19 protein-coding genes and 7 pseudogenes are annotated in these 26,273 nt (G+C 67.8%); 17 read left to right on the top strand and 9 right to left on the bottom strand.

What is annotated here, in order from left to right; translation table 11 throughout:
* The first annotated feature begins 162 nt into the window (after positions 1-162).
* On the top strand, positions 163-438 hold the full coding sequence (locus tag DPM13_RS03340) for a DksA/TraR family C4-type zinc finger protein (RefSeq protein ID WP_028717977.1): 276 nt from the start codon (positions 163-165) through the stop codon (positions 436-438).
* A 1-nt stretch (position 439) separates the two neighbouring features.
* Here DPM13_RS03340 and DPM13_RS03335 read toward each other — a convergent pair.
* The 4 genes and pseudogenes from DPM13_RS03335 to DPM13_RS03320 all read right to left on the bottom strand — a co-directional run bounded on the left by DPM13_RS03335 (position 440) and on the right by DPM13_RS03320 (position 3,858).
* A pseudogene (locus DPM13_RS03335) lies at positions 440-1,409 on the bottom strand (beta-ketoacyl-ACP synthase III).
* Between the two features lie 45 nt (positions 1,410-1,454).
* Positions 1,455-2,519: pseudogene (gene plsX, locus DPM13_RS03330) on the bottom strand (phosphate acyltransferase PlsX); the annotation flags it as partial.
* A gap of 17 nt (positions 2,520-2,536) precedes the next feature.
* A pseudogene (gene rpmF / locus DPM13_RS03325) lies at positions 2,537-2,741 on the bottom strand (50S ribosomal protein L32).
* 298 nt (positions 2,742-3,039) lie between these two features.
* Entirely contained in the window at positions 3,040-3,858 is an 819-nt protein-coding gene (locus DPM13_RS03320; protein ID WP_028717973.1) for a sulfotransferase family protein, read from the bottom strand.
* 132 nt (positions 3,859-3,990) lie between these two features.
* Between DPM13_RS03320 and DPM13_RS03315 the strand changes: the two genes are divergently transcribed.
* Both DPM13_RS03315 and DPM13_RS03310 read left to right on the top strand, forming a co-directional pair.
* A complete protein-coding gene (locus DPM13_RS03315; RefSeq protein WP_112887465.1) occupies positions 3,991-5,568 on the top strand; it encodes a DUF5928 domain-containing protein in 1,578 nt (525 codons plus the stop codon).
* 10 nt (positions 5,569-5,578) lie between these two features.
* On the top strand, positions 5,579-5,959 hold the full coding sequence (locus DPM13_RS03310) for a histidine triad nucleotide-binding protein (protein WP_028717971.1): 381 nt from the start codon (positions 5,579-5,581) through the stop codon (positions 5,957-5,959).
* Positions 5,960-5,970: 11 nt separating this feature from the next.
* Here the strand turns inward: DPM13_RS03310 and DPM13_RS03305 are convergent.
* Positions 5,971-6,919: pseudogene (locus DPM13_RS03305) on the bottom strand (ABC transporter ATP-binding protein).
* 69 nt (positions 6,920-6,988) lie between these two features.
* Between DPM13_RS03305 and DPM13_RS03300 the strand changes: the two are divergent.
* Together DPM13_RS03300 and polA are read left to right on the top strand one after the other, a co-directional pair.
* On the top strand, positions 6,989-7,177 hold the full coding sequence (locus tag DPM13_RS03300) for a zinc-finger domain-containing protein (RefSeq protein WP_028717969.1): 189 nt from the start codon (positions 6,989-6,991) through the stop codon (positions 7,175-7,177).
* Between the two features lie 134 nt (positions 7,178-7,311).
* Positions 7,312-10,103, top strand: a pseudogene (gene polA / locus DPM13_RS03295) (DNA polymerase I).
* A gap of 59 nt (positions 10,104-10,162) precedes the next feature.
* Here the strand turns inward: polA and hemN are convergent.
* Positions 10,163-11,518, bottom strand: a complete 1,356-nt coding sequence (hemN, locus tag DPM13_RS03290) for an oxygen-independent coproporphyrinogen III oxidase (protein ID WP_112887464.1) — start codon at positions 11,516-11,518, stop codon at positions 10,163-10,165.
* Between the two features lie 53 nt (positions 11,519-11,571).
* On the opposite strand from hemN, the gene fnrL reads away from it, so the two are divergent.
* The gene (gene fnrL, locus DPM13_RS03285; protein ID WP_028717966.1) at positions 11,572-12,321 is read left to right on the top strand and encodes a transcriptional regulator FnrL; all 750 of its coding nucleotides are present in this window, start codon (positions 11,572-11,574) and stop codon (positions 12,319-12,321) included.
* A gap of 24 nt (positions 12,322-12,345) precedes the next feature.
* On the opposite strand, the gene DPM13_RS03280 is transcribed toward fnrL, so the two are convergent.
* Entirely contained in the window at positions 12,346-13,179 is an 834-nt protein-coding gene (locus DPM13_RS03280) for a universal stress protein (RefSeq protein ID WP_028717965.1), read from the bottom strand.
* Positions 13,180-13,462: 283 nt separating this feature from the next.
* Here DPM13_RS03280 and ccoN point away from each other — a divergent pair.
* From ccoN to ccoS, 8 genes and pseudogenes are all read left to right on the top strand, one after another.
* Positions 13,463-15,081: pseudogene (gene ccoN, locus DPM13_RS03275) on the top strand (cytochrome-c oxidase, cbb3-type subunit I).
* A 9-nt stretch (positions 15,082-15,090) separates the two neighbouring features.
* Positions 15,091-15,816: a cytochrome-c oxidase, cbb3-type subunit II gene (gene ccoO / locus DPM13_RS03270; RefSeq protein WP_028717963.1), complete on the top strand. Its 726-nt coding sequence runs from the start codon at positions 15,091-15,093 to the stop codon at positions 15,814-15,816.
* Positions 15,817-15,825: 9 nt separating this feature from the next.
* On the top strand, positions 15,826-16,014 hold the full coding sequence (locus tag DPM13_RS03265; protein WP_028717962.1) for a CcoQ/FixQ family Cbb3-type cytochrome c oxidase assembly chaperone: 189 nt from the start codon (positions 15,826-15,828) through the stop codon (positions 16,012-16,014).
* A complete protein-coding gene (gene ccoP, locus DPM13_RS03260) occupies positions 16,014-17,051 on the top strand; it encodes a cytochrome-c oxidase, cbb3-type subunit III (RefSeq protein WP_223252312.1) in 1,038 nt (345 codons plus the stop codon). Before DPM13_RS03265 ends, ccoP begins: the two co-directional genes overlap by 1 nt.
* A gap of 256 nt (positions 17,052-17,307) precedes the next feature.
* On the top strand, positions 17,308-18,876 hold the full coding sequence (gene ccoG, locus DPM13_RS03255; RefSeq protein ID WP_112887463.1) for a cytochrome c oxidase accessory protein CcoG: 1,569 nt from the start codon (positions 17,308-17,310) through the stop codon (positions 18,874-18,876).
* The gene (locus tag DPM13_RS03250; RefSeq protein ID WP_112887462.1) at positions 18,873-19,337 is read left to right on the top strand and encodes a FixH family protein; all 465 of its coding nucleotides are present in this window, start codon (positions 18,873-18,875) and stop codon (positions 19,335-19,337) included. Before ccoG ends, DPM13_RS03250 begins: the two co-directional genes overlap by 4 nt.
* Positions 19,337-21,516, top strand: a pseudogene (locus tag DPM13_RS03245) (heavy metal translocating P-type ATPase). Before DPM13_RS03250 ends, DPM13_RS03245 begins: the two are co-directional and overlap by 1 nt.
* Before the next feature lie 18 nt (positions 21,517-21,534).
* Positions 21,535-21,693, top strand: coding sequence for a cbb3-type cytochrome oxidase assembly protein CcoS (ccoS, locus tag DPM13_RS03240; RefSeq protein ID WP_028717957.1), 159 nt, complete (start codon positions 21,535-21,537; stop codon positions 21,691-21,693).
* Positions 21,694-21,783: 90 nt separating this feature from the next.
* On the opposite strand, the gene DPM13_RS03235 is transcribed toward ccoS, so the two are convergent.
* Positions 21,784-23,442 (bottom strand): D-alanyl-D-alanine carboxypeptidase family protein, encoded by a 1,659-nt coding sequence (locus DPM13_RS03235; RefSeq protein WP_112887461.1) that lies wholly within the window; start codon positions 23,440-23,442, stop codon positions 21,784-21,786.
* A 222-nt stretch (positions 23,443-23,664) separates the two neighbouring features.
* Between DPM13_RS03235 and clpS the strand changes: the two genes are divergently transcribed.
* Genes clpS through DPM13_RS03220 form a run of 3 tightly spaced genes read left to right on the top strand, consistent with a single transcriptional unit; the run spans position 23,665 to position 25,811 of the window.
* Entirely contained in the window at positions 23,665-23,982 is a 318-nt protein-coding gene (clpS, locus tag DPM13_RS03230; protein WP_028717955.1) for an ATP-dependent Clp protease adapter ClpS, read from the top strand.
* A 3-nt stretch (positions 23,983-23,985) separates the two neighbouring features.
* A complete protein-coding gene (locus DPM13_RS03225; RefSeq protein WP_112887460.1) occupies positions 23,986-24,999 on the top strand; it encodes a class I SAM-dependent methyltransferase in 1,014 nt (337 codons plus the stop codon).
* On the top strand, positions 24,996-25,811 hold the full coding sequence (locus tag DPM13_RS03220; protein WP_112887459.1) for an SDR family NAD(P)-dependent oxidoreductase: 816 nt from the start codon (positions 24,996-24,998) through the stop codon (positions 25,809-25,811). Before DPM13_RS03225 ends, DPM13_RS03220 begins: the two co-directional genes overlap by 4 nt.
* Here DPM13_RS03220 and DPM13_RS03215 read toward each other — a convergent pair.
* Entirely contained in the window at positions 25,808-26,188 is a 381-nt protein-coding gene (locus DPM13_RS03215) for a hypothetical protein (protein WP_112887458.1), read from the bottom strand. The two genes, DPM13_RS03220 and DPM13_RS03215, sit on opposite strands and share 4 nt — an antisense overlap.
* Positions 26,189-26,273 lie beyond the last annotated feature (85 nt).

Genomic DNA, 26,273 nt, shown 5'->3' with positions numbered 1-26,273 from the left:
GGGCTAAGGATGATCTTTTTTGTCCCGACCTGTCAACAACCCGGCAGTGATTCAGGTTCCGATGGGAGCAATTTTCCATCGACTTATTCGCATCTTACCGGCGAGTCTTTGACAGCAGGGAAAACGCGCCTATCTTTGGGACAGCACAAGGGGGTCAGGCGGATGGCTGGCGGTTGGGCGCGCGACGACGCGGTGAACGATCAGATCGAGGTTTCGACGCAGGAGGCGATCGAGCGGATGCGGCTGCGCGCCGTCGGGCGCGGCCTTCGCGAAAGCGCCACCGAATGCGACGAATGCGGCGAGCCGATCCCCGAGGCGCGGCGCCAGGCCATTCCGGGCGTGCGCCTGTGCGTGGAATGCCAGTCGGGCCGGGACAGGGCATGGAAGCCCGCAGGCGGGATAAACCGGCGGGGATCGAAGGATTCGCAGCTGCGCTAGGTCACCAGCGCAGGACGGCCGAGCCCCAGACCAGCCCGCCGCCGATGGCTTCCGCCACCAGCACCTGGCCCGGTTCGAACCGGCCCTGCGCATTGGCGACCGACAGCGCCAGCGGGATCGAGGCGGCCGAGGTATTGCCGTGGTCGGCGACGGTCAGCACGACCTTTTCCATCGGCAGGTGCATGCAGCGGGCCGTCGCCTCGATGATGCGCAGGTTCGCCTGGTCGGCACCAGCCAGTCGCCTGGTCCTGGGACAGCCCGGCCTTGTCGAGGGCGCGGTGCGCCGTATCGGCCAGCTTTTCGACGGCATGGCGAAAGACCAGGTTCCCCTGCATCCGCAGGTGGCCCGCGGTCCCGGTCGAGGCGACGCCGCCATCGACATACAGAAGGTCGCGATACTGGCCGTCGCTGTTGAGATCGGTCGAGAGCAGCCCGCGGTCGGCCGAGGTGCCCTGGCCTTCGTGCGCCTCCAGCAGGACGGCGCCGGCGCCGTCGCCGAACAGCACGCAGGTCGCACGGTCGGTCCAGTCCATGATGCGGCTGAAGGTTTCGGCGCCGATGACCAGGACGCGCTCGGCCTGGCCGGCGCGGATCATGGCGTCGGCATTGGCCAGCGCATAGATGAAGCCCGCGCAGACGGCCTGCACGTCGAAGGCAAAGCCGTGGCGGTTGCCAAGCCCGGCCTGGACCATGGTCGCGACCGAGGGGAAGGTGAAATCGGGGGTCGAGGTCGCCACGACGATGGCATCGACCTCCCCCGGCTCGACCCCAGCATCGGCCAGGGCGGCACGGGCCGCGGCGATGCCCAGGTCGCTGGTGCGCTGGCCCTCGGCCGCGAAATGGCGCCGCTCGATCCCGGTGCGGGTGCGGATCCATTCGTCGGTCGTGTCCAGCTTGTCCTCGAACCAGCTGTTTTCCACCACGCGTTCGGGCAGGTAATGGCCGGTTCCCCGGACGATCGCACGCCGCATCACGATGCCCCCTTGCTGATGAGTTCGCCGCCCGCTATCGGGGCCCAGGGACTGGGCCACGCGCGCGGCCAGCCGGTCCTGAAAGCCCGATTGTGCCAGCTGGAAGGCCAGCTTGATCGCGGCCGAGACGCCGGTGGCATCGGCCGAGCCGTGCGATTTCACGACCGTGCCGTTCAGGCCCAGAAAGACGCCGCCGTTCACGCGCCGCGGGTCGATGCGCTTTTGCAGCCGCTTGAGGGAGGTCATCGCCAGCAGGGCCGCGAACTTGGACATGACGGAATTGCCGAAGGCATCCTTGAGGAAATCGGCGATCAGCTTGGCCGTGCCTTCGCCGGTCTTCAATGCCACATTGCCGGTAAACCCGTCCGTCACGATCACATCCACGCGCGCCGAGGGCAGGTCGCCCCCCTCGACAAAGCCGATGTAGTCGAAATTCGCCACCTGGGCGGCGGGGCCGATCAGCTCGTGCGCCTGTTTCAGCTCGGCGCGGCCCTTGTGCTCCTCGGTGCCGACGTTCAGCAGGCCGACGCGCGGGCGCGCCAGGCCCAGGCCGTTGCGGGCATAGGAGGCGCCCATCAGCGCATAGGTCAGCAGGTCCTGGGCATCGGCGCGGATGTCGGCGCCCACATCCAGCATGACGTTGAAGCCCTGCGGATTGCGCGACGGCCAGAGGCAGGCGATGGCCGGCCGGTTCACGCCCGGCAGCTTGCGCAGGCGCAGCATCGACAGCGCCATCAGCGCGCCGGTGTTGCCGCAGGAGACGGCGACGGTCGCCTCGCCGTTGCGGACCGATTCGACGGTGGACCACATCGAGGTGCCTTCGCCCTTGCGCAGCACCTGGCTGGGCTTGTCGCCCATCGTGACGACGCCCTGGGCGTCGCGGATGTCGCAACGCGCGGCGAGCCCACTGCGGCGGGCGATCATGCGTTCAAGCTCGGCCCGCGGACCGTGGACGATGAACCGGATGTCGGGGTTCTTGTCCGCGCTTTCGGCGATGCCCGCGACGACGGCGGCGGGACCGCGGTCGCCGCCCATCGCGTCAACGGATATCACCACGCTGCCCCTGGATGCGGGGGCGCGCGGGCTGGTCGTGGGTTCCGACAGGGGCATGTCCGCGGTCGGTCCGCTTATGCCGCGTCGTCGTCCAGATCGACTTCGTTCGCCTGGGCCACGACTTCGCGGCCGTCATAGTGACCGCAGGACGGGCAGACGTGGTGCGGGCGTTTCAGTTCGCCGCAGTTGCTGCATTCGTCGGGTTTCCGGCAACCAGCGCGTCGTGCGAACGGCGCATGTTGCGGCGGGACCGGGTGATCGGTTCTGAGGGACGGCCATGTCTCAACCTCAAGGGGTTCGGGGGGCAACCGGCAGGCGGCCCCGGATTCTGATTTCGGTTCTGGGGCGGGCATAGGCCAATGGAGCGTCGGCCGCAAGGCGCGAAACACGGTTGCGCGCGGGGGGCCTTCGGTCCGGGTCTCCCCGCCGGTCGAATGAGGGCGGCAAAATAGCGCGTTTCTGCCTTTTGGCAAGGGCAATCTGGCGCGCCTGCCGTAATTCCCCGGGAAAAGAAAGCGGCGCGGGCGCGCCGCTGCCTCCGGCGGGGATATTTGGGCAAGAAAGAAGCGCGGGGGCCTTACCGGCCCAGCTTGGCGTGCACCTCGTCCAGATCGACCTCGGCCAGCGGGTACTTGTTGTCGGGATTGTCGAAGTCATAGCGGAACAGCTTGAAGTCGCGCTTGTAGATTTCCCAGACCAGATGGCGCGACAGGTCGTCGAAATAGTCGCTGACCTTGTGGGCGCGCTTGGGGCCGTGGCCTTCGGATTCGTTGAACCGGGGCACATCGTTCACGTCCACCTTGACCGGCGTGTCGGCCGCGTCCAGCACCTTCTGCATGCCCTCGTTGAACTTCTCGGTGAAGAAGATCTGGTCATAGCGCCCGCCGTTCGCAATGAAGGTCGCGATATGGCCGGACATCGAGGACCAGTGGATGTCGGGCTCCATCGGCCGGCGCCAGCGGATGGTGTCGCGCGCAAACAGCAGGAAGCGGCGGAAGCTGGCGATCTGGTCGAAGTCGAAGTTGTTTTCCGGGCTGCCCACGTCCACGCCGTAGCGCTGGATCAGCTGCGGCACCAGGTTGCCGCGATAGCGCTTGCCGTTGCGCTGGATGCCCGCGATCTTGTCGAAGAAGGACGACAGGATGCGCGCATAGGGGTTGCGCACGCAGGTGAAGGTCAGGGACCTGCGGGCCCTGACGCTGTCCTCGATCGCCTTCTGGCTTTCATCCTGGTTCCACTTGTGCAGGCCCGATGTGGAATCGTGGATGTCCCCGTCGAAATACCGCCCGTGGTCCGAGTAGAACATGATCTGGCCGATCGACGAGCAGGCGCATTTGGGGACGACGCGATAGACCATGCTTTCGCTTTCCGTCATCCAGGTTCCGGGGAATCCCATGTCTTGTTCCTTTTGAGCGGCGGGTCGGGTTGCCGGCCTTGCCAAAATCGTTAGAGACAGAAAGCAAATCGCCCGGCGAGATTCAACCGCATGAAGAACGCCGGGCCGGATGGCGACAGGATGACCACATAGATGGCGCGCATTGCCTTTATTCTGCTCTGTCACAAGGATCCCAAGGGGGTCATTGCGCAGGCCAGACGGCTGACGGCGTCGGGCGATTACGTGGCGATCCATTTCGACGCCCGCGCCAATCCCAAGGATTTCGAGGCGATCCGGCGCGGCGTCGCCGACAACCCGGGCGTGGTCTTTGCCGCCCGGCGGTGGAAATGCGGCTGGGGCGAGTGGTCGCTGGTCGGCGCCACGCTGGAGGCGGTGCGCGCCGCGGTCGAGGCCTTTCCCCAGGCCACGCATTTCTACATGCTGTCGGGCGACTGCATGCCGATCAAGTCGGCGGAATACGCCCATGCCTTCCTGGACGCCGAGGACTGCGACTATATCGAGAACTTCGATTTCTTCGAATCGGACTGGATCAAGACCGGCTTCAAGGAAGAGCGGCTGATCTATCGCCACTGGTTCAACGAACGCACGCGCCCCAAGTGGTTCTATGCCAGCTACGAACTGCAGAAGCGCTTCAAGATCACCCGGCAGGTCCCGGCCGACATCCAGGTGATGATCGGGTCGCAATGGTGGTGTCTGCGCCGCCAGACCGTCGAGAAGGTGCTGGATTTCTGCGCCAGCCGCCCCGACGTGATGCGGTTCTTCGCCACCACCTGGATCCCCGACGAGACCTTCTTTCAGACCATCGTGCCCCATGTCGTGCCGCGCAAGGAACTGCGGGCGCGGACCCTGACCTATCTGGTCTTCACCGACTACGGCATGCCGGTGACCTTCTACAACGACCACTACGACCTGCTGATGGGGCAGAACTATCTGTTCGCCCGCAAGATCTCGCCCGAGGCGATTCGGCTGCGCGAAAGGCTGGGGGCGCTTTGGGCGGCGACGGGGGTGCATTTCCCGATCTCGAACGAGGCGACGGGGCTGTTCCGGTTCCTGACCGCCCGCGGCCGGGTGGGGCGCCGGTTCGCCCCACGCTTCTGGGAGGTGGACGGCAGCCTTGGCCGACAGAATTCGCTGCGGCTGGTGGTGTCCAAGAAATGGCATGTCGCCAAGCGGCTGGCGCATTCGATCCGCAACCTGACCGACATCCCCGCCGTGGACTATCTGTTCAACGAGGCCGAGGCCAACCTGCCCGACCTGGGCGGGGTCGAGACGACGCTGGAAAAGCGCGAGCGGCACCGCCGGGCGCTGCTGAAGCTGCTGTTCGAGCAGTTCGAATCGAACCGGCTGGTGATCTGCCTGGACCCGTCGGCGCTGCACCTGATCCAGGACCTGATGGGCGACAAGGCCGATACCCGCATCCTGCTGATCGACGCCCGCTTCGACGAGGACTACATCCGCGGCCACATCGGGCGCGTGGGCCTGGCCGGGCCGCAGACGCCCTCGGAGGTGATCGACCGGCTGATCCCGACCGTCCGCGCCGATCTCGAGCACGAGGCCGAGCGGCTGCGCGACGCGGGATTTGCGCAGTTCCACGCGATCGCGCCCTGGAACTCGGTCGAGGAGAATGCGGTGCAGCTGGCCCGGTTCCTGGACGTGCTGCCCCAGACCGCCGAGCAGATCGCCGGCACCGATTTCCTGTTCAGCGACTGAGGAGCGCCTGATGCCCGCCTATGATCCCGAAAACATCTTCGCCCGTATCCTGCGCGGCGAGATCCCCAACAAGACCGTGCTGGAGACCGAGCACACGCTGGCTTTTCACGACATCGCGCCCAAGGCGCCGGTGCATGTGCTGGTGATCCCCAAGGGGGCCTATGTCAGCTACGACGATTTCGCGGCCAACGCGCCTGATGCCGAGATCGTGGATTTCCACCGCGCCGTCGCCCGGCTGGTGCGCGACCTGGGGTGCGACCTGGACGCGGGGCAGGGCTACCGCGCGATCACCAACGCCGGACCTCACGGCTTGCAGGAGGTGCCGCATTTCCACCTGCACATCCTGGCCGGCCGGCCGATCGGCCCGATGGTGGTGCCCGGCCTGGCCTAGGGGTGCCTGGCCTAGCGCCGCCCCGTCATCTGGACGAACACGTCCTCGAGATCCGGGGTCTCGACCGCGATATCCCGGATCGGCAGGCCCGCCGCGCGCAGCGCGTCGATCAGCGCATCCGAGGGCAGCCGCGAGGGCGCATAGCTGATCGCCAGCCGCCCGTCGGGGCGGCGCTCGGCCCGCGCCTCGGGCGGCAGGGCGGGCAGGGCGAGGGCCTCTCCGGTGTCGACGACCAGCGTCTTGGAATCGGCCCGGCCGAGCAGGGTGCGGGTTTCCTCGGAGAGCAGCAACTCGCCCCGGTCGATGATGGCGATGCGGTCGCACATGTCCTGGGCTTCCTCGAGGTAATGGGTGGTCAGGATGATGGTCATGCCCTGTTCGTTCAGCCGCCGCACATTGCGCCACAGCATGTCGCGCAGCTGGATGTCGACGCCGGCCGTGGGCTCGTCCAGCACCAGGACCTGGGGGCGGTGGACCAGCGCCTTGGCCAGCAGCAGCCGCCGCTTCATGCCGCCCGACAGGTGGCGCGAATAGCTCTCGGCCTGTTCGGTCAGGCCGACCAGCTCCAGCAACTCGTCCGTCCAGCGTTCGCGCCTGGGAACGCCGTAGAGCCCGGCCTGCACCTCGAGGCTGGCGCGGGGCGACAGGAACGGGTCGATGTTCAGTTCCTGCGGCATGACGCCGATGGCGGCGCGGGACTGGCGCGGGTTCACGTCCTGGTCGAAGCCCCAGATCGTGACCTTGCCCGCCGTCTGCGTACGAGGCCCGCCAGGAGCTGATGGTCGTGGACTTGCCCGCCCCGTTCGGGCCCAGCAGGCCGAAGATCGAGCCGGCCGGAATCACAGGTCCAGTCCCTTCAGCGCCGTTCGGGGCCTGCCCGCCGGCGCCCGCATAGGTCTTGGTCAGGCCGCGGATTTCGATTGCATTCGCGGCGGCGTTGGGGTTCTGGGGGGCTGGCATCGCGCCTCGGCTGTCATTATGATCGCCGCCGGTTTAACCCCGTTTGTCGTCAGAGCTCAAGGAACTGCCATGACCCTTCCGGCCCCCGAGATCCAGACCGTCACCACCTGGAAGGTGAGTTGCGAGGGCGACGAGGCGCGCGGCCTTGGCCATCCGCGGGTCTGGCTGGCCATTCCGCAGGATATCGGCTGGGTCGATTGCGGCTATTGCGACAAGCGCTTCGTCATCGACCGCGAACACGCGCAGGACGATCACTGACGCCCTTGCGCCCCGCAGCAGCGCCGGCGCCTCCGGCGGGGGTATTTGGGAAACAGTGAAAGCCCGGGCCGGGCTTGGCCCCGGCGCCGCTTCGTGGCAGAAGGGCCCCTGTCTGATCGAAGGAAGGGGCGCTTATGGACGGGGTTTTCGGCAAGGGCCACCATCTGCATCTGATCGACGGCTCGGCCTTCATCTTTCGGGCCTATCACGCCTTGCCGCCGCTGACGCGCCGCTCGGACGGGCTGCCCATCGGGGCGGTGGCCGGGTTCTGCAACATGTTGTGGAAATATGTGCAGGAGGCGAGGGGGGCTGATGCGCCGACCCATGCGGCGGTGATCTTCGACCACAGTTCCAAGACCTTCCGCAACGAGATCTACCCGCTTTACAAGGCCAATCGCCCCGAGCCGCCCGAGGATCTGCGCCCGCAGTTCCCGCTGACGCGCGAGGCCACGCGGGCCTTCAACATCGCCTGCATCGAGACCGAGGGCTTCGAGGCCGACGACATCATCGCCGCCCTGTCCTGCCGGGCGCGGGACGCGGGCGGGCGCGTCACCATCATCAGCAGCGACAAGGACCTGATGCAGCTGGTCGGCGACGGAGTCGAGATGCTGGACCCGATCAAGGGCAAGGCCATCGGTCCCGAGGAGGTGCGCGAGAAGTTCGGCGTCGGCCCCGACCGTGTGGTCGACATCCAGGCGCTGGCGGGCGACGCCATCGACAACGTTCCGGGCGCCCCCGGCATCGGCATCAAGACCGCCGCGCAGCTGATCGAGGAATACGGCGACCTTGAGACCCTGTTGGAGCGGGCGAGCGAGATCAAGCAGCCCAAGCGCCGTCAGACCCTGATCGACCATGCCGAGCAGATCCGCATTTCCAAGCGGCTGGTGCAGCTTGACTGCGACACGCCACTGGAGTTCGGTCTGGAGACGCTGGAGGTCAGGCGCCCACCGCCAGCAACCGATATTCCGGCAGAGGATTCCGGCTCGCCAGGGTGGGCCGAGCGAGGTGTCGACGGGAAGGATCAGCTGTCAGACGAGACTGTGGCGGCACCTGCCCCCGCGGCGGCGGCCCTGCCGCCGGTGGATCGCAGCCTTTACGAGGTGATCCGGGACGAGGCGGCGCTGGCGCGCTGGCTGGAGGAGATCGCCGAGAAGGGCGTCGTGGCCTTCGACACCGAAACCACGGGCCTGGACGAGATGCGGGCGGACCTGGTCGGCATCTCGCTGTGCACGGGGCCGGGACGGGCGGCCTATCTGCCGCTGGGCCATGTCGGCGAGGGCGCGACGGGCGATCTGTTCGGCGGCCCGGTCCTGGTGGCGGGGCAGATGGATGCCTATCGCGCGCTCGCGATGCTGAAGCCGATGCTGGAGGACGATGCCACGCTGAAGATCGGCCAGAACATCAAGTACGATGTCAAGATCATGGCCCGGCACGGCATCCGGGTGGCGCCGGTCGACGACACCATGCTGATGTCCTATGCGCTGAACGCGGGCACCCACAACCACGGCATGGACGAACTGGCCGAGACCTACCTGGGCCACAAATGCGTGCCGATCAAGGAGCTGATCGGTTCGGGCAAGGCGCAGATCGGCTTTCAGCAGGTGCCGGTCGACAAGGCCGCTGACTATGCCGCCGAGGATGCCGAGGTGACATGGCGGCTGTGGCACCGCTTTCGCCCCGAACTGTCGCGCGAACGGGTGGCCACCGCCTATGAGGTGATGGAGCGGCCCATGGTCCAGGTCCTGGCCGACATGGAGATGGCCGGCATCCGCATCGACGCCGACCACCTGCGCCGCATGTCCGGCGCCTTTGCCCAGAAGATGGCCGCGCTGGAGGCCGAGATCCACGACCTGGCCGGCGGTCCCTTCAACGTCGGCAGTCCCAAGCAGCTGGGCGAGATCCTGTTCGACCGCATGGGCCTGGCCGGCGGCAAGCAGGGCAAGACCGGCGCCTTTTCGACCAGCGCCGAGGTGCTGGAGGATCTGGCCGCCGAGGGCCACGACCTGCCCGCGCGCGTGCTGGACTGGCGCGCGATCAGCAAGCTGAAATCGACCTATACGGACGCGCTGCCCCTGCATGTGAACCCCGAGACCGGACGCGTCCATACCAGCTATTCCATCGCGGGGGCGCAGACCGGGCGGCTGGCCTCGACCGAGCCGAACCTGCAGAACATCCCGGTCCGGACCGACGAGGGGCGGCGCATCCGCGAGGCCTTCGTCGCAAGCCCGGGGCATCGGCTGGTGAGTCTGGATTACAGCCAGATCGAATTGCGCATCCTGGCGCATGTGGCGCAGATCCCGGCCTTGCGCCAGGCGTTTCGCGACGGCATCGACATTCATGCCATGACCGCCAGCCAGATGTTCGGCGTGCCGGTCGAGGGCATGGACCCGATGATCGCCGCCGTCGCCAAGGCGATCAACTTCGGCGTGTCTATGGCATTTCGGGCTTTGGCCTGGCGCGCAACCTGCGCATCCCGCGCGCCGAGGCGCAGGCCTTCATCGACACCTATTTCGAGCGTTTCCCGGAAATCCGCGCCTATATGGACCGCACCGTGGCCGAGGCCAAGCAGGACGGCCACGTGCGCACCCTGTTCGGGCGGCGCATCAACACGCCGGGCATCAACCAGAGCGGCCCGGCGGCGGGGGGTGCGCGCCGCGCCGCGATCAACGCGCCGATCCAGGGCGCGGCGGCCGACATCATCCGACGCGCCATGATCCGGATGCCGGAGGCGATCCGCGACCTGCCGGCGCGGATGCTGCTGCAGGTCCATGACGAACTGGTCTTTGAGGTCGAGGAGGCTGCGGTGCCCGAACTGGTCGCGCGCGCCCGCGCGGTGATGGAGGGCGCGGCCGATCCCGCCGTGCGCCTGGACGTGCCGCTGATCGTCGATGCGGGTGTCGGCGCGAGCTGGGCCGAGGCGCATTGAGCCCAAGCGGCGGTGCTGGTGGCGCCGCCGCATGGGTATTTGGCCAACAAGGAAACCCGTCAGATCGCCGAGGAATGGCCCGATACCGCCATCTCGTAGCCGTCGAGCATGCGCGCGATCATGCGCGTCAGCGGGCGGCCGGCGGGCAGGATGGCGAGTCCGTCTTTGTCCAGGTGCACCATGGCGCCGAAATGGCGTGCGACCGGGGCGAGGACCTGGGCCAGGGTTTCGGGCGTGAAGCCGTGGTCGCGGACGAATTCGCCGGCGTCGATGCGGAAATCGCACATCAGGGCCTCGATCATGCGGGCGCGCCAGTTGTCCTCGGCCGAAAACGCATGGCCCCGCACGGTCGAGAGGTGCCCGGCGCGCACCCGGGCGACATGGGCCCCGGTCGCGGGGGCGTTCTGCGCATAACCCTGCGGAAAGCGCGAGATGGACGAGGCACCGAGCCCGACCAGAACCTGCGCGCGATCGTCGGTATAGCCCTGGAAATTGCGCTTGAGCCGGCCCAGGCGCTGGGCGATCTGTAGCCCGTCGCCGGGGCGGGCGAAGTGGTCGATGCCGATTTCGTCATAGCCGTCGGCCAGGAAAAGCTGGCGGGCGACCTCGAACAGCTGCAGCCGGTCCTGGGGCTCGGGCAGCGCCTCGGCCGGGATCATGACCTGGCGCCGGGCCATCCAGGGCACATGGGCATAGCCGTAAAGCGCCACCCGGTCGGGCGACAGCGCCAGCAGCTTCTGCACCGAATCCGCGATGCGATGGGTGTCCTGGTGGGGCAGGCCATAAAGGATGTCGGCGTTCAGGCTGGCGATGCCGCGGTCGCGGATCATGTCGACGGCGCGGCGCGTCACCTCGAAGCTTTGCTCGCGCCCGATGACGCGCTGGATTTCGGGGTCGAAGTCCTGCACCCCGATCGAGGCGCGGTTGAGCCCGGCCTGCGCCAGAGCATCCAGGCGGGCCTCGTCGATCTCGTTCGGGTCGATCTCGACCGAGAATTCGGCGTCCTCGGCCAGGGGGAAGGCAGTCAGCACCGCATCGGCCAGGCGCGCGATCGCATCGGCGGGCAGAAGCGTCGGCGTGCCCCCGCCCCAGTGCAGGCGCGACAGCCGCACGCCCGGCGCCAGCGCGGCCTTGAGCAGCGCGATTTCGCGGATCAGGTCCTCGGCATAGGCGCGGACCGGATCCTCGGACTGGGTGCCCTGCGTACGGCAGGCGCAGAACCAGCACAGCCTGCGGCAAAACGGCACATGCAGGTAAAGCGAGATCTGCCCCCCCGCGGGCACGGCGGCCAGCCAGTCGCGGAACTGGGCCTCTCCGACGGCGGGGCTGAAATGCGGGGCGGTGGGATAGCTCGTGTAGCGCGGGACGCGTGCGTCGAACAATCCAAGCCGTTCAAGTTGCGATTGCTGTTCCATGCCCCTATGTTTGACAGGACAAGCGCGCAAACACATTGACCCAGATCAAGCCCATGCCAGCCGACGCCATGCTGACCGCCGCGCAACAAGCGTGCGAGATCTGCCCGATCAGGTATCGGGCAGTCTGTGCCCATTGCGAGGCGGACGAACTGGCCGAGCTTGAGGGCATCAAGTATTACCGCCGTTTCGAGGCGGGACAGGTCATCGTCTGGGCGGGCGACCGCATGGATTTCGTGGGCTCGGTCGTCAGCGGCATGGCGGGGCTGACCCAGCAGCTGGAGGACGGGCGCACGCAGATGGTGGGCCTGCTGCTGCCCAGCGATTTCCTGGGCCGGCCCGGCCGCGAACGGGCGGCCTATACCGTCACCGCGACCAGCGACCTGCTGCTGTGCTGCTTCCGGCGCAAGCCCTTCGAGGCCCTTCTGGTCGAAACCCCCCGAATCGCTACCCGCCTGCTGGAGATGACGCTGGACGAACTGGACGCGGCGCGCGACTGGCTGCTGCTTCTGGGTCGCAAGTCGGCGCGGGAAAAGATCGCCTCGCTGCTGGTGATCCTGGCGCGGCGGGAAGCCGCGCTGATCAAGCGCCCGGCCGAAGGGCGCATCAGCATCGAACTGCCCCTGACGCGCGAGGCGATGGCCGACTATCTGGGCCTGACGCTGGAAACCGTCAGCCGGCACATGAGCGCGCTGAAGCGCGAGGGCGTGATCGTCCTGGAAGGCAAGCGGCGGGTCGTCATCCCGGCCTTCCGCGACCTGGTCGCGGAAAGCGGCGATGATTCGGACGGCGGCATCCCCAGCTAGGACCCTCCGCCGCCCCGCGCCCGGTCAGCGCGCCATCAGCACCGGCACCTTGGCCTTTTCCAGCATGTTGCGCGTGGCCCCGCCCAGGATCGCCTGGCGGAAGCGCGAATGGCCATAGGCGCCCATCACCACCATGTCGGCCCCGATCTCGGTCGCGCGACGGTTCAGGATGTCTGAAATCTGCGGCATGGTGCGCGCCAGCACCGCGATTTCGGCCTTGACGCCGTGGCGGGTCAGCATCTGGCACAGCGCGCCGCCGGGATCCGACCGCTCGGGCCCGCTGGGCGAGGGGTCGACCACGGTGATTTCCACCGCATCGGCTGCCTGCAGCAGGGGCAGGGCGCGGCGGACGGCGGCCATCGCCTCGTTCGACTGGTTCCAGGCGATCAGGATCTTGCGGCCGAAGGGTTCGGCCAGTTCGCCGGGCACGATCAGCACCGGGGCCGTGCCCTCGAACAGCGCGGCCTCGGTGATCGCCTCGGCATCGGGCGAGACGTCTTTGCCATAGGGACGGTTCAGCACCACGAGGTCGCAATAGCGCGCCCGCATCCCCACCAGGGTCGAAAGCCCACCCAGCTGGGCCACGGCGCTGTCGACCGACCAGCGGATGTCCTCGGGCGTCAGCCGCTCGCGGATCCGCTCCTCGAGTTCGGCGGCCGAAGCGATGGCCTTGTCGATCGCCTCCTGGAAGACATAGGCTGAAGCGCCCGCATAGTAATAGCCGCTTTGCGTGTGATCGACGCCCAGGCAGAACACCTCCAGATGGGCATCCTCGCGCCGGGTGACGGCGACGGCGGCATCAAGCTGGCCGTGCTGCATGTCGTTGGTCAGGACGGTGAGGATGGATTTGTAGCCCATTTCCTTTTCCTTTCTTCATCGTGGCGGAACGCGTCCGGGTCGTTGCGACAGGGCGCGTTCGGGGCATCGCGGTCAAGCGCGTCGTGGCGGGGGCCGGCTTTCCGCCGCATCGCGGGGCCCGTCCCATGCGACGATCCTACGCCTATTTCCCGCAGACGGGTTGATGCAGATCAAGGTATCGTGATTCCGTGAGAGGCTAGAAGGGAAAGGCCAAAACCCGGCCTCGGGCGCGAATCCGCGTGCATGGACCGATTTCGGCAATGGAAGAAGGGACACGAACGTAATGTTGGACACCATCAAGCTGATCGCGCTGGGCGTGATCGCGGTCCTGGCCGCGATTGCCGCCAACCAGGCGCGACCCGATGATCCGGCCTACCTGGTCAACGCCTTGATAGTCATGCTGGTCGCAGGCTTCATGTTCGTGCGGGTGCTGCGCCAGATGGGCAACGAACAGCCGGCGCTGGAGCCGGCCCCGCAGACCGAATATTTCGACGGCGTCGTCCGTGCCGGGGTGATCGCCACGTCCTTCTGGGGCGTGGTCGGGTTCCTGGTCGGCGTGGTCATCGCCTTTCAGCTGGCCTTTCCGGCGCTGAACCTCAGCGACCTGACGCATGGCTATACCAACTTCGGCAAGTTGCGGCCGCTGCATACCTCGGCGGTGATCTTCGCCTTTGGCGGCAACGCGCTGATCTGCACCAGCTTCTATGTGGTGCAGCGCACCTCGGCCGCCAGGCTGTGGGGCGGCAATGCGGCCTGGTTCGTGTTCTGGGGCTACAACCTGTTCATCGTGCTGGCGGCGACCGGCTATATCCTGGGCGCCACCCAGTCCAAGGAATATGCCGAGCCGGAATGGTATGTGGACTGGTGGCTGACCATCGTCTGGGTCGTCTATCTGGCGGTGTTCCTGGGCACGATCTTCAAGCGCAAGGAACCCCACATCTATGTGGCGAACTGGTTCTACCTGTCCTTCATCGTGACCATTGCGATGCTGCACATCGTCAACAACCTGTCGGTCCCGGTCAGCGTCTTCGGCTCGAAGTCGGTGCAGGTGTTCTCGGGCGTGCAGGATGCGATGACGCAGTGGTGGTACGGCCACAACGCGGTGGGCTTCTTCCTGACGGCGGGCTTCCTGGGCATGATGTATTACTTCATCCCCAAGCAGGCCGAGCGCCCGGTCTACAGCTACAAGCTGTCGATCATCCACTTCTGGGCGCTGATCTTCATGTATATCTGGGCCGGCCCGCACCACCTGCACTATACCGCGTTGCCCGACTGGGCGACGACGCTGGGCATGGTGTTCTCGGTCATGCTGTGGATGCCCAGCTGGGGCGGCATGATCAACGGGCTGATGACGCTGTCGGGCGCCTGGGACAAGCTGCGCACCGACCCGGTGATCCGCATGATGGTCGTCGCCGTGGGCTTTTACGGCATGGCGACCTTCGAGGGGCCGATGATGTCGATCAAGGCCGTCAACAGCCTGTCGCACTATACCGACTGGACCATCGGCCACGTCCATTCCGGCGCACTGGGCTGGAACGGCATGATCACCTTCGGCGCGCTCTACTACCTGACGCCGCGGCTTTGGGGGCGTGAACGGCTGTATTCCAATGCCCTGGTCAGCTGGCACTTCTGGCTCGCGACCATCGGGCTGGTGCTTTACGCGGCCTCGATGTGGGTGTCGGGCATCATGGAAGGGCTGATGTGGCGCGAGGTCGACGCCCAGGGCTTCCTGGTCAACGCCTTCGCCGACACCGTGGCCGCCAAGTTCCCGATGAACGTGGTCCGTGGCCTGGGCGGGTGCTGTACCTGACCATCGTGGTCTGCTGGCTGACGTACCTGTGGGCCACCGTCGCCAAGCAACCCAAGACCGCAACGACCGCCGTCGCGGTTCCGGCAGAGTAAGGGCGCATCATGGCCATCCTTGAAAAGCACAAGATCCTTGAAAAGAACGCTACGCTGCTGCTGGTCTTTTCCTTCCTGGTCGTGACCATCGGCGGCATCGTCGAAATCGCGCCGCTGTTCTATCTGCAGAACACCATCGAGAAGGTGACGGGCGTGCGGCCCTATACGCCGCTGGAACTGAAGGGCCGCGATGTCTACGTCCGCGAGGGCTGCTATGTCTGCCACAGCCAGATGATCCGCCCCATGCGGGACGAGGTCGAACGCTATGGCCATTACAGCCTGGCGGCCGAGTCGATGTACGACCACCCGTTCCAGTGGGGGTCCAAGCGCACCGGGCCGGACCTGGCCCGGGTGGGCGGGCGCTATTCGGACGAATGGCACATCGACCACCTGACGAACCCGCAGGCGGTGGTGCCGGAATCGATCATGCCCGCCTATGGCCACCTGCGCGACCGTGTCATCGACCCGTCGAACATGCGCGATCGGGTGGCGACGGATGCCATGGTCGGCGTGCCCTATTCGGACGAGATGGTGGCCAACGCCATCGCCGATTTCCGGGCGCAGGCCGATCCGGACGCGGACGCCTCGGGCTTGCAGGAACGCTATCCGGGCGCTCAGCAGCGCAATTTCGACCGCCGCCCCGGCGTGACCGAGATGGACGCCCTGATCGCCTATCTGCAGGTCCTCGGCACGATGGTCGATTTCTCGACCTTCGAACCCGATCCCAACCGATAGGAGGCGGGGATGGATACCTATTCCCTGCTGCGCGAACTGGCCGACAGCTGGGTGCTGCTGACCCTGGTGCTGTTCTTTGTCGGCTCGTGCCTGTTTGCCCTGCGGCCGGGCTCGCGCCCGCTGCACCGGGACGCCGCCGAAAGCATCTTCCGCAATGAGACGAGGCCCGCAGACCCGGGTCAGAAGGAAGCCGAGTGATGTCCGACAAAGACGAACACACGAGCCCCCGGAACCCCGACAATCGCATCGAACTCGAGCGGATGGCGGCCGACGACGAAAACAAGGCCCAGATCCTGAAGCACCCGCCCGAGGGACCCGAGGGCGAGCCGCTGCACCGCCCGGCCGATGTCCACACCCGGGTCGTGCGCGACCGCAAGGGCGTGCGCCACAAGGTCGAGGTGCCCTCGACCGGCCACAGCTGGGACGGGATCGAGGAATACGACAACCCCCTGCCGCGCTGGTGGCTGTGGACGTTCTACGCCACCATCGTCTGGGCCGTGGGCTATCTGTTCTTTTACCCGGCGATCCCGATGCTGAACCACGCGACGCAGGGCCTGCTGGGCACCAGCTATCGCAAGGAGGTCGCGGCCGAAATCCAGCGCTTCAACGACGCCAACGCGCCGATCCAGGCCAAGCTGGTCGAAACCCCGCTGGACCAGATCGCCGCCGACCCGGAGCTGGCGAACTACACCGCCAACGCCGGGGCCGCGATCTTCCGTACCTGGTGCGCGCAGTGCCACGGCTCGGGCGCCGGCGGCGCGGTGGGCTATCCTTCGCTTCTGGACAACGACTGGCTTTGGGGCGGCACGCTGGACGACATCCACACCACCATCCAGCACGGCATCCGCGATCCCAACGACGAGGAGGCGCGCTATTCGGAAATGCCGCGCTTCGGCGCCGACGGGTTGCTGGACCGCACCCAGATCCGGCAGGTCGTGAACCATGTCCTGGCGCTGTCCGGCCAGCCGCATGACGCCGCGCTGGCCGCCGAAGGGGCCACGGTCTTTGCCGACAACTGCACCGCCTGCCATGGCGAGGACGGCAAGGGCGACCGCACCCAGGGTGCGCCCGACCTGACGGACGCGGTCTGGCTTTACGGCTCGGACCCGGCGACGATCACCCGGATCGTGCACGACGGCCCCTTCGGCGTCATGCCTTCCTGGTCCAGCCGCCTGTCCGAGGCCGATATCCGCGCCGTCGCCGCCTATGTCCACAGCCTTGGCGGCGGCGAATGACACCGAGATCCGCGGCCGGGCGACCGGCCGTGGTGGACACCGGCCCTCCCCTCCTGTTCGCGCGTTTCCTGGGAAGGGCCGGTGTTTCCTAACGTCGGGGCACGGCCGCGGTTTCGGCGGCCGTGCCCTTGGCATTCGCTGCGACAATCCGGCCCATCCCGGCGGGCGCTTGCGGTGATTATCTGGGGCTTGACACAGATCAAGGCGGCCCGGCCCCGCCGCGCCTAGACCTGTTCCCGCGCAACAGGAGCCAATCATGTCGAAAGCCGACATCGACCCGCCACAACTATACGCCGCCCGAGAGCCCATTTTCCCCCGCCGTGTGCAGGGCTGGTTTCGCAACCTGAAATGGATCATCATGGCGGTGACGCTGGGGATCTATTACGTCACCCCCTGGATCCGCTGGGACCGCGGCCCGAACCTGCCCGATCAGGCGGTTCTGGTGGACCTGGCGAACCGCCGCTTCTTCTTCTTCTGGATCGAGATCTGGCCGCACGAATTCTATTTCGTCGCGGGCCTTCTGGTCATGGCGGGGCTGGGGCTGTTCCTGTTCACCTCGGCGCTGGGTCGGGTCTGGTGCGGCTATACCTGCCCGCAGACCGTCTGGACCGACCTGTTCATCCTGACCGAGCGCTGGGTCGAAGGCGACCGCAACGCCCGCGTGCGTCTGTGGAACGCCCCTTGGGACGCGCGCAAGCTGCGGCTGCGGCTGACGAAATGGGCGATCTGGCTGGTCATCGCGCTGCTGACCGGCGGGGCCTGGGTGTTCTATTTCACCGACGCGCCGACGCTGCTGGGCAACCTGCTGACCGGGCAGGCCCATCCGGTGGCCTATATCACCATGGCCATCCTGACCGCCACGACCTTCCTGTTCGGCGGCTTCGCGCGCGAACAGATCTGCATCTATGCCTGCCCCTGGCCGCGCATCCAGGCCGCCATGATGGACGAAGACACGCTGACCGTCGCCTATCGCGAATGGCGGGGCGAACCGCGCGGCAAAAGCAACGTCAAGCGCCGCAGCCGGGCCGAGGCCGTCGCGGCCGAGGCGACAAGCCATGCCGCCGGTCCCGCCGTCGGCCGCAAGTATCCGCCTACCCCCTATCCCGGCGTGCCGACCGGCGTCGACGGCCCGATCCCGTCCGATTCGCCTGGCGACTGCATCGACTGCCTGGCCTGCGTGAACGTCTGCCCCATGGGCATCGACATCCGCGACGGCCAGCAGATGGAATGCATCACCTGCGCACTGTGCATCGACGCCTGCGACGACGTGATGGCCAAGATCGGCAAGCCCCGCGGGCTGATCGATTACATGGCGCTCAGCGACGAGGCGGCCGAGCGCGCCGGCAAGCCGCCCCGGCCCGTCATGCGCCACATCCTGCGGCCCCGCACGCTGCTGTATTTCACCCTCTGGGCCGGCATCGGCATCGCGCTGATTGCCGCGCTGTTCCTGCGCTCGCCCATCGACCTGAACGTGACGCCGGTCCGCAATCCGCTCTATGTCACCATGGCCGACGGCGCGATCCGCAACACCTATGCCCTGCGCCTGCGCAACAAGCAGGGCGAGGCGCGCGAATTCACGGTCCAGGTGCTCGACGACCAGGGCAACCCGCCCCAGGGCGTGACCGTGACGCTGGAGGGCCAGCCGCAGGCGCGCATTCCCGTCGCCCCCGACGCGACCCAGACGCAGCGGCTTTACCTGACCGCCGCGCCCGGCACGGCCCTGGCCGAGGGCGCGCAGGCCGAACTGACCCTGTGGGTCGAGGATCTGGGCGACGGCACCCGCGCCCATGTCGACACCGTCTTTCACGGAAGGAGCGAGAAATGACCCGTCCCCTGACCGGCAAGCATGTGCTGGCGATCACCCTGGTGGCCTTTGGCGTCATCATCGGCGTGAACGTGCTGATGGCGGTCAAGGCGGTGGGGACCTTCCCGGGGCTCGAGGTCGCCAACAGCTATGTCGCCTCGCAGGATTTCGACCGCGAGCGCGCGGCCCAGGCGGCGCTGGACTGGACGGTGACGCCTGACTACGATGGCAAGGAACTGGTCCTGGCGATCCGCGACCGCCAGGGCAATCCCGCGCCGATCAAGGACCTGCAGGTCACGGTCGGGCGGCCGACCTATGTGGCCGACGACCAGCATCCGCAGATGACCTACCAAGGCGGGCTTTACGTCGCGCCCTTGACGTTGAAGCCCGGGCTCTGGAACATCCACCTGACGGCGACCGCCTGGGACGGGACGCAGTTCCGCCAGCGCCTCGACCATTATCACGGCAGCCGGGTGAAGTGATGACCGACGCCTCGTATGACTCCCGGATATCGGCCTGCCCGGCCTGCGCGCGGCGCCGCTTGCGCAGCGCGTGGCGGGGCAGGGGGGTGTGGTCGACATCATCCTGTCGCTGCCCACCATCCACTGCGCGACCTGCATCACCGATGTGGAGCGCGCGCTGACCGCCCATCCGGGCGTCAAGGCGGCGCGGGTGAACCTGACACAGCGCCGGGTGACGGTCGACGCACCCGGCCTTGCCGCCCAGGACCTGATCCCGGTGGTCGAGGCCATCGGCTACGAGGCGCACGAACTGGACCCGGCGGCGCTGTCGGCGGGCGCGGCCGACCGCCAGGGCCGCGACATCCTGATGCGCATCGGCGTGTCGGGCTTTGCCATGATGAACATCATGATCCTGTCGATCGCGGTCTGGTCGGGGGCCGAGGACGCGACCCGCGACCTGTTCCACATGATTTCCGGCGCCATCGCCCTGCCGACCGTCGCCTTTGCCGGCCAGCCGTTCTTTTCCAGCGCCTGGCGCGCGCTCAGGGCCGGGCGGCTGGGCATGGACGTGCCGATCTCGCTTGCGCTGATCCTGGCCTCGGCGATCTCGGTCTATGAAACGATGCACTCCGGCCATCACGCCTATTTCGATGCGGCGGTGATGCTGTGCTTTTTCCTGCTGGTCGGGCGCTACCTGGATTACCGTACCCGCGCCGTGGCGCGCTCGGCGGCCGAGGAACTGACCGCGCTCGAGGTGCCGCGCGCCTTCCTGCTGACGCCGGCGGGCGACCAGCCGGTCCCGGTCGCCGACCTGCGCCCGGGCGACCTGATCCGCGTCCGTCCCGGCGCGCGCATTCCCGCCGATGGCGAGGTGGCCGAGGGCGAAAGCGAGATCGACCGCTCGCTGCTGACCGGCGAAAGCATCCCGGTCCCGGCGGCGCCGGGACTGGCGCTGTCGGCGGGCGAGGTCAACCTGACCGGCCCCCTGGTCCTGCGGGTGACGGCGGCGGGGCGCGATTCGTCGCTGTCGCGCTTGACCGCGCTGGTCGCCGCGGCGGAAACCGCGCGAGGCCGCTATACCGGCCTCGCCGAGCGCGCCTCGCGGCTTTATTCGCCGCTGGTGCATCTGATGGCGTTTTCCAGCTTCCTTGGCTGGTTCTGGGCCACCCGCGACCTGCGGCTTGCGGTCAATATCGCGGCGGCCGTGCTGATCATCACCTGCCCCTGCGCCCTGGGGCTGGCGGTGCCGGCGGTCGTCACCACCGCATCGGGACGCCTGTTCCGGCGCGGCATGCTGATCAAGGACGGCACCGCCCTGGAACGTCTGGCCGAGGTCGATACCGTCGTCTTCGACAAGACCGGGACGCTGACGATGGGGGTGCCGCAGTTGGTGTCCCAGGTCCCGCCCGAGGCGCGGGGCGTGGCGCTGGCCCTGGCGCAGGGCTCGGGCCACCCGCTGTCGCAGGCCTTGGCGCAGGCCATGGTGCAGGCCGGCGTCCAGCCCGCCCCGGTCGAGACCCTGCGCGAGGTGCCGGGCCAAGGGGTCGAGGGCACGCACCAAGGCCACCGCGTCCGGCTGGGGCGCGCGGACTGGCTGGGCGCCGATCACGGCTCGGCGGCGGTTTCGGCAAGCTGGCTGTCCCTGGACCAAGGCGCGCCGATCCGGCTGGAATTCACCGACCGCCTGCGCCCCGGAGCCGAGGAGACGGTGCGCCGGATCCTGGCCTCCGGACGGCGGGTGCTGCTGCTGTCGGGGGATGCGGCGCCGGTCGTGGCAGACATCGCGGCGCGGCTTGGGATCGCCGACTGGCGCGCGGGCGTCACCCCGACCGAAAAGGCCGAGGCGGTGCAGGCCCTGACCGCGCAGGGCGGCCGGGTCCTGATGGTGGGCGACGGGCTGAACGACACCGCCGCGCTCAGCGCCGCCCATGTCTCGATCTCGCCCGCCTCGGCGCTGGACGCGGCGCGGGTCGCATCGGATATCGTGACGCTGGGCAGCGACCTGTCGCCGGTGGCCGAGGCGCTGGGGGTCGCGCGCGCCGCCACCCGCCGCATCCGCGAGAACTTCGCCATCTCGATCCTTTACAACATCGTCGCGGTGCCGTTCGCCATCGCGGGCTTCGCCACGCCGCTGATGGCCGCGCTGGCCATGTCGCTCAGCTCGATCAGCGTGACCCTGAACGCGCTGCGGCTGCGCTGAACACAGGAAGGGACGCCCATGGAGATCCTTGCCATCCTGATCCCCGTCTCGCTGGGGCTTGGCGGGCTGGGCCTGCTGGCCTTCGTCTGGGCGCTGAACGGACGCCAGTACGACGATCCCAAGGGCGACGCGGAACGCATCCTCAGCAACGAATGGGACGACCGGCCCAAGCCCTGATGGCGCGACCGGGCGGGGCAGGGAAGCGCCCGGCTCCGCACAAGAAAAAACCCGGCCGAAGCCGGGTTCAGAAGCGCCTTTGGTCAGGATCTATTGCCCGATGACGGTGCAGTCCTGTTGGCGTGCCGCCAGGCGGTCGCAGGTCAGTTCCGCCATCTGGCGGGACATGCCTTCGAAATTCGCCTGGAATCCGCGGCGCGTGTCGGCGACGCGGCTGACCGCGTTCCCCAGCGCCGCACTGTCTTGCAGGGCGGTGCGCAGCAAAAGCTGCTCGGCCTCGTGGCGCGAACGGTAAAGGCCCAGCGAAACCCCATAGCCGCGCCCGCCGGTCGAGCGGGACACGATCTGCGGCGCGGGCTCTTCCGCCGTTTCGGGGGCCAGCGAGGCCAGGATGATCGCGTCGCCGCGCGGCGCGGGCGGCGGCGTTTCGGCCAGCGCCATCTGCGGGGCCGCCGGGGCAACCTGATCCAGCAGGAACAGCGAGGGCACGTCCGCAGCGGGCGCAAGGCTGGCCGATTCGTCGCGGCGCGGTGCGGGCACCGGGCGCTTGGCCGCGATGGTGCCGGCGTCGCTGCCCGAATCGCCCTCGGGGCGGCCGGTGGGTCGGGCCGAAGAGATGCCCAGGTCGTCGCTGCCCTTGGTCGAGGCCGAGGCGACGGCTGCGGGCTTGCGGGCCGGGCGGCCGCTGGCGGAGGCGCCGGCATCGGCCTGCGCCGGTTGCCGGCTGCGCGATGGCCGCCGGTGACCAGCCCCGCGGACGAGGCGCGCGCCGCAGGCCTGCGCCGGCGCATCGCAGCGGCAGGAAGGCGGCGAGCGCGCCGGAACCGGCGCAACCTGGCCCGGCGCCCCCTGCCCGCGCTCGGCCACCAGGGCCGGCGCCGCAGGTTTCACCTCACGCACACGGGTGGGGGCCTTTCCAAATCCTGCGTCCAGCAACTGGGCCATGACCGCGTTGCGATGCGCCGTGGAATTGCCGCCCAGCACCGTCGCGATGATGCGCTTGGAGCCGCGCTTGGCCGAGGCCGTCAGGTTGAAGCCGGCCGCGCGGGTATAGCCGGTCTTGATGCCGTCCGCGCCTTCGTAGCTGTCCAGGAAGCGCTTGTTCGTGCTGGAGACGGTGGCGATTCCCGCATCCGCCGTACGGCGCGAGAAGATCGAGTAGTATTGCGGGAAATCATAGAACAGCCGCCGCCCCAGCAGCGACATGTCGCGCGCGCTGGAGTAATGCCCCTCGACCGTCAGGCCGTTGGCGTTGCGGAAGTTCGTGTTGCGCATCCCCAGGGCGCGGGCCATCGCGGTCATCTGGGCGGCGAACTTGGGCTCAGAGCCGGCCAGCCCCTCGCCGATGGTGGTGGCCGCGTCATTGGCCGACTTCACCGCGGCGGCGCGGATCAGATAGCGCAATTCGATCCGCTGCCCCGGCTTCAGCCCCAGGCGGGACGGCGGCTGGGACGCGGCGTGCTGGGACACAAGGAACTTGCTGTCCAGCCGGACCTGACCACGCTCGATGGCCGTGAAGGCCATGTAAAGCGTCATCATCTTGGTCAGCGAGGCAGGATGCAGCCGCGTGTCGGCATTCTGCGAATACATTTCCTGGCCGGTTCGCGCATCCATAACGAAGGCTGCGAATGGTGCGGCGGCAACCGCCATGGGCATGGCCCAGGCGAATAGGACCATAAGGCCCAAACGGACGTTTCTGGCGATGCTGGTCACTGTCCCGGTCTCTTCTGCCTCTGAGGGTCCATTCATTTTGCGGACCCTTCGTTAATGAACAGACAATATCACGGATGCGGCATGACGGAAACCATAACTTTGGCAAGTTTCGCCGGAATTCTGCCTGAGGTTGTGAAATGCGCGCCGGGCAGCTGCGGGGCGGATTCGGCGACGGGGGCTTACATCAGGGGCAAAAGCCCCTATATTCAGGCCCTGATCCTTTCCCCAGGCGATGCAGGCGACGTGACCAGACCGCAGATGACCCAACGACCCGGCGACCGCGAGGATGTCGATCTGGCGGTCAAGACCAAGCCCCGCACGCAGCGTCCTCCGCTTTACAAGGTCCTGCTGCTGAACGACGACTTCACCCCCATGGAATTCGTCGTGCATGTGCTTGAGCGGCTGTTCAACATGACCCGCGCCCAGGCGATCGAGATCATGCTGACCGTCCACCGCAAGGGCGTGGCGGTCGTCGGCGTGTTTTCGCACGAGATCGCCGAAACCAAGGTGGCCCAGGTGATGGAACTTGCGCGCCGCCAGCAGCATCCGCTGCAATGCACCATGGAAAAAGAGTAGACATTGGCTGGTTCCCGACTGGAGCTTGTTTTCGGCGATACCCCGCCGGAGGGGCGGCTGCTGCTGATCGGCGCAGGCGCGGCAAGCGATCTTGACCGTTTCGATCCGGCGCGCACGCGGGTCGTGCAGCGCCTTTTCCCCGAATTTGTGGCGCTGAAGGCGCGCGGCCTGGCCCCGGTGACGGCGCCCGAGGGCGATTTTGACGCGGCGGTGGTCTTTCTGCCCCGCGCCCGGGCCGAGGCGCGCGCCCGCATCGCCCAGGCGGCGGCGCATCTTGCCCCCGGCGCCTCGCTGTGGGTGGACGGGCAAAAGACCGACGGGGTGGACAGCGTGCTGAAGGAAGTGCGCGCCCTGGCCCCAGTCGATGGCATCCAGTCCCGCGCGCATGGCAAGATCTTTCGCGTGACGCTGCCCGAACCCGGCTGGCTGCCCGCCGACTGGGCCGCGCAGGATCATCAGGCGGCCCCCGGCTTCGTGACGCGGCCGGGGGTCTTTTCGGCGGATGGGCCCGACCCGGCCTCGGTCGCGCTGGCCGCGCATCTGCCCGACAAACTGCCGACCCGCATGGTCGATCTGGGGGCCGGCTGGGGCTGGCTGTCGGCGCAGGTCCTGGCCCATCCGGGCGTCGAGGTGCTTCACCTGGTCGAGGCCGATGCCGTGGCCCTGGACTGCGCCCGGCGCAATGTCACCGATCCCCGCGCCCGGTTCCACTGGGCCGATGCGCTGGATTTCCGCCTGTCCGAGCCGGTGAACGGCGTGGTGATGAACCCGCCCTTCCACGATGGCCGCGCCGCCGATCCCCGGCTGGGCGCCGGGTTCATCCGCGCCGCCGCCGGGCTTTTGACCGGGGCGGGGCGGCTCTGGATGGTCGCCAACCGGCACCTGCCCTATGAACAGGCGCTGCGCGAGCATTTCGGCGATGTGGCCGAGATCGGCGGCGACACCCGCTTCAAGATCCTGACCGCCACCGGCGCCCGCAGGCCCGGCGCCAAAGCCGCGAAAGGACGCCGCGCATGAGCCTGTCGATCCAGGGCAAGACCGCCATCGTGACCGGCGCCGCGCGCGGCATCGGCCTGGCCATCGCCCGCCATTTCCAGGAGGCGGGGGCGAATGTCGTCTTTGCCGACAGCGACGAATCCGCGCTCGAGGCCGAGCTGGGCGACGGCTTTTCCGCCTCCGACGGGCCGGTGCGCGCCTTTGCGGGCGATCTGACGCAGAAGCTGACGCTGGCGAACCTGGTGTCGGCCAGCATCGACGCCTTCGAGCGCATCGACATCCTGGTGAACGCCCACCGCGCCGTGCAGCCCTGCGATCCCCTGTCGCTGAGCGACGATCTTCTGGGCGACATGCTGCGCCAGAACATGATCTCGGGGCTGAAGCTGTCGCAGATGGTCGCCCGCCGCATGGTGGCCCAGGCCGAGGCGCGCGAGGACGAGGCGCCCGTGCAGAACGGCGCCATCGTCAATGTCCATTCGCTGGCCGCCGACCGGCCCCAGCCCGACATGCTGGCCTATTCCATCGCCAGCGCCGCCCAGGCCCAGGCCACCCGGTCGCTGGCCGTGGCGCTGGCGCGGCACCGCATCCGGGTGAACGGGGTGGCATTCGCCTCGATCATGTCGAACCGCTTGCAGGACAGCCTGCGCGAGGACCCGAGCCTGCGCGAAAAGCTGGTCGCGGCGACGCCCCTGGGGCGCATCGCCGGGCCGGACGAACTGGCCGACGCGGTGCAGTTCCTGGCCAGCGACGGCGCGGCCTTCGTCACCGGGCAGATCCTGCGCGTGGACGGCGGGCGCAGCCTGGGCCATCCGCTGGCGCCGGGCGTGTTCTAGCCCTTGTCCTCGGGATAGGCGGCCTTGCAGGCGTCGACCGCCGCCGCCGCCGGACGCGCCAGTTGCGCCTTGCGGGCGGCCAGGTTGTCGCGCTTGCGCGTCTCGGACGCCGGGTCGATCGGCACGCGGTAGCGTTCGGTGTCGAGACATTCGTCCAGCAACTCGTTGGAAATCGTCATCGTCCCCTTGCTCCTCTCAGGAAGCATGGACCCAATCACCCATACACAGAAGACCTGACACTCTCCGCTGCCGAGGTCCTGGGCCTCGACCTCGCTCCGCCCCGGACACAGGGTTATGACGCGATCCGGCATACCGCCCAAGGGCCGCAGCGCGTCCAGATCAAAGGGCAGAAGGCCAAGCGCGATGTTGCGGGTCATGGTCGGCTTCTCTAGTTGTTTCAACCAGCATAAGGCCGCGGCAGGGCGTGGCGCAATTCACGAATGCAGGGAAGAACGGCAATGC

Origin of the sequence: Paracoccus mutanolyticus, assembly GCF_003285265.1 — a bacterium.
GTDB classification, from domain to species: Bacteria; Pseudomonadota; Alphaproteobacteria; order Rhodobacterales; family Rhodobacteraceae; genus Paracoccus; species Paracoccus yeei.
The sequence above is the reverse complement of the archived record's forward strand: the minus strand, read 5'-3'. Positions and strand labels throughout refer to the sequence as shown.

Coding starts and splice junctions, on each gene's coding strand:
- DPM13_RS03340 (WP_028717977.1), top strand. CDS start 163: ATGGCTGGCGGTTGGGCGCGCGACGACGCGGTGAACGATCAGATCGAG.
- DPM13_RS03320 (WP_028717973.1), bottom strand. CDS start 3,858: ATGGGATTCCCCGGAACCTGGATGACGGAAAGCGAAAGCATGGTCTAT.
- DPM13_RS03315 (WP_112887465.1), top strand. CDS start 3,991: ATGGCGCGCATTGCCTTTATTCTGCTCTGTCACAAGGATCCCAAGGGG.
- DPM13_RS03310 (WP_028717971.1), top strand. CDS start 5,579: ATGCCCGCCTATGATCCCGAAAACATCTTCGCCCGTATCCTGCGCGGC.
- DPM13_RS03300 (WP_028717969.1), top strand. CDS start 6,989: ATGACCCTTCCGGCCCCCGAGATCCAGACCGTCACCACCTGGAAGGTG.
- hemN (WP_112887464.1), bottom strand. CDS start 11,518: ATGGAACAGCAATCGCAACTTGAACGGCTTGGATTGTTCGACGCACGC.
- fnrL (WP_028717966.1), top strand. CDS start 11,572: ATGCCAGCCGACGCCATGCTGACCGCCGCGCAACAAGCGTGCGAGATC.
- DPM13_RS03280 (WP_028717965.1), bottom strand. CDS start 13,179: ATGGGCTACAAATCCATCCTCACCGTCCTGACCAACGACATGCAGCAC.
- ccoO (WP_028717963.1), top strand. CDS start 15,091: ATGGCCATCCTTGAAAAGCACAAGATCCTTGAAAAGAACGCTACGCTG.
- DPM13_RS03265 (WP_028717962.1), top strand. CDS start 15,826: ATGGATACCTATTCCCTGCTGCGCGAACTGGCCGACAGCTGGGTGCTG.
- ccoP (WP_223252312.1), top strand. CDS start 16,014: ATGTCCGACAAAGACGAACACACGAGCCCCCGGAACCCCGACAATCGC.
- ccoG (WP_112887463.1), top strand. CDS start 17,308: ATGTCGAAAGCCGACATCGACCCGCCACAACTATACGCCGCCCGAGAG.
- DPM13_RS03250 (WP_112887462.1), top strand. CDS start 18,873: ATGACCCGTCCCCTGACCGGCAAGCATGTGCTGGCGATCACCCTGGTG.
- ccoS (WP_028717957.1), top strand. CDS start 21,535: ATGGAGATCCTTGCCATCCTGATCCCCGTCTCGCTGGGGCTTGGCGGG.
- DPM13_RS03235 (WP_112887461.1), bottom strand. CDS start 23,442: ATGAATGGACCCTCAGAGGCAGAAGAGACCGGGACAGTGACCAGCATC.
- clpS (WP_028717955.1), top strand. CDS start 23,665: ATGACCCAACGACCCGGCGACCGCGAGGATGTCGATCTGGCGGTCAAG.
- DPM13_RS03220 (WP_112887459.1), top strand. CDS start 24,996: ATGAGCCTGTCGATCCAGGGCAAGACCGCCATCGTGACCGGCGCCGCG.
- DPM13_RS03215 (WP_112887458.1), bottom strand. CDS start 26,188: ATGACCCGCAACATCGCGCTTGGCCTTCTGCCCTTTGATCTGGACGCG.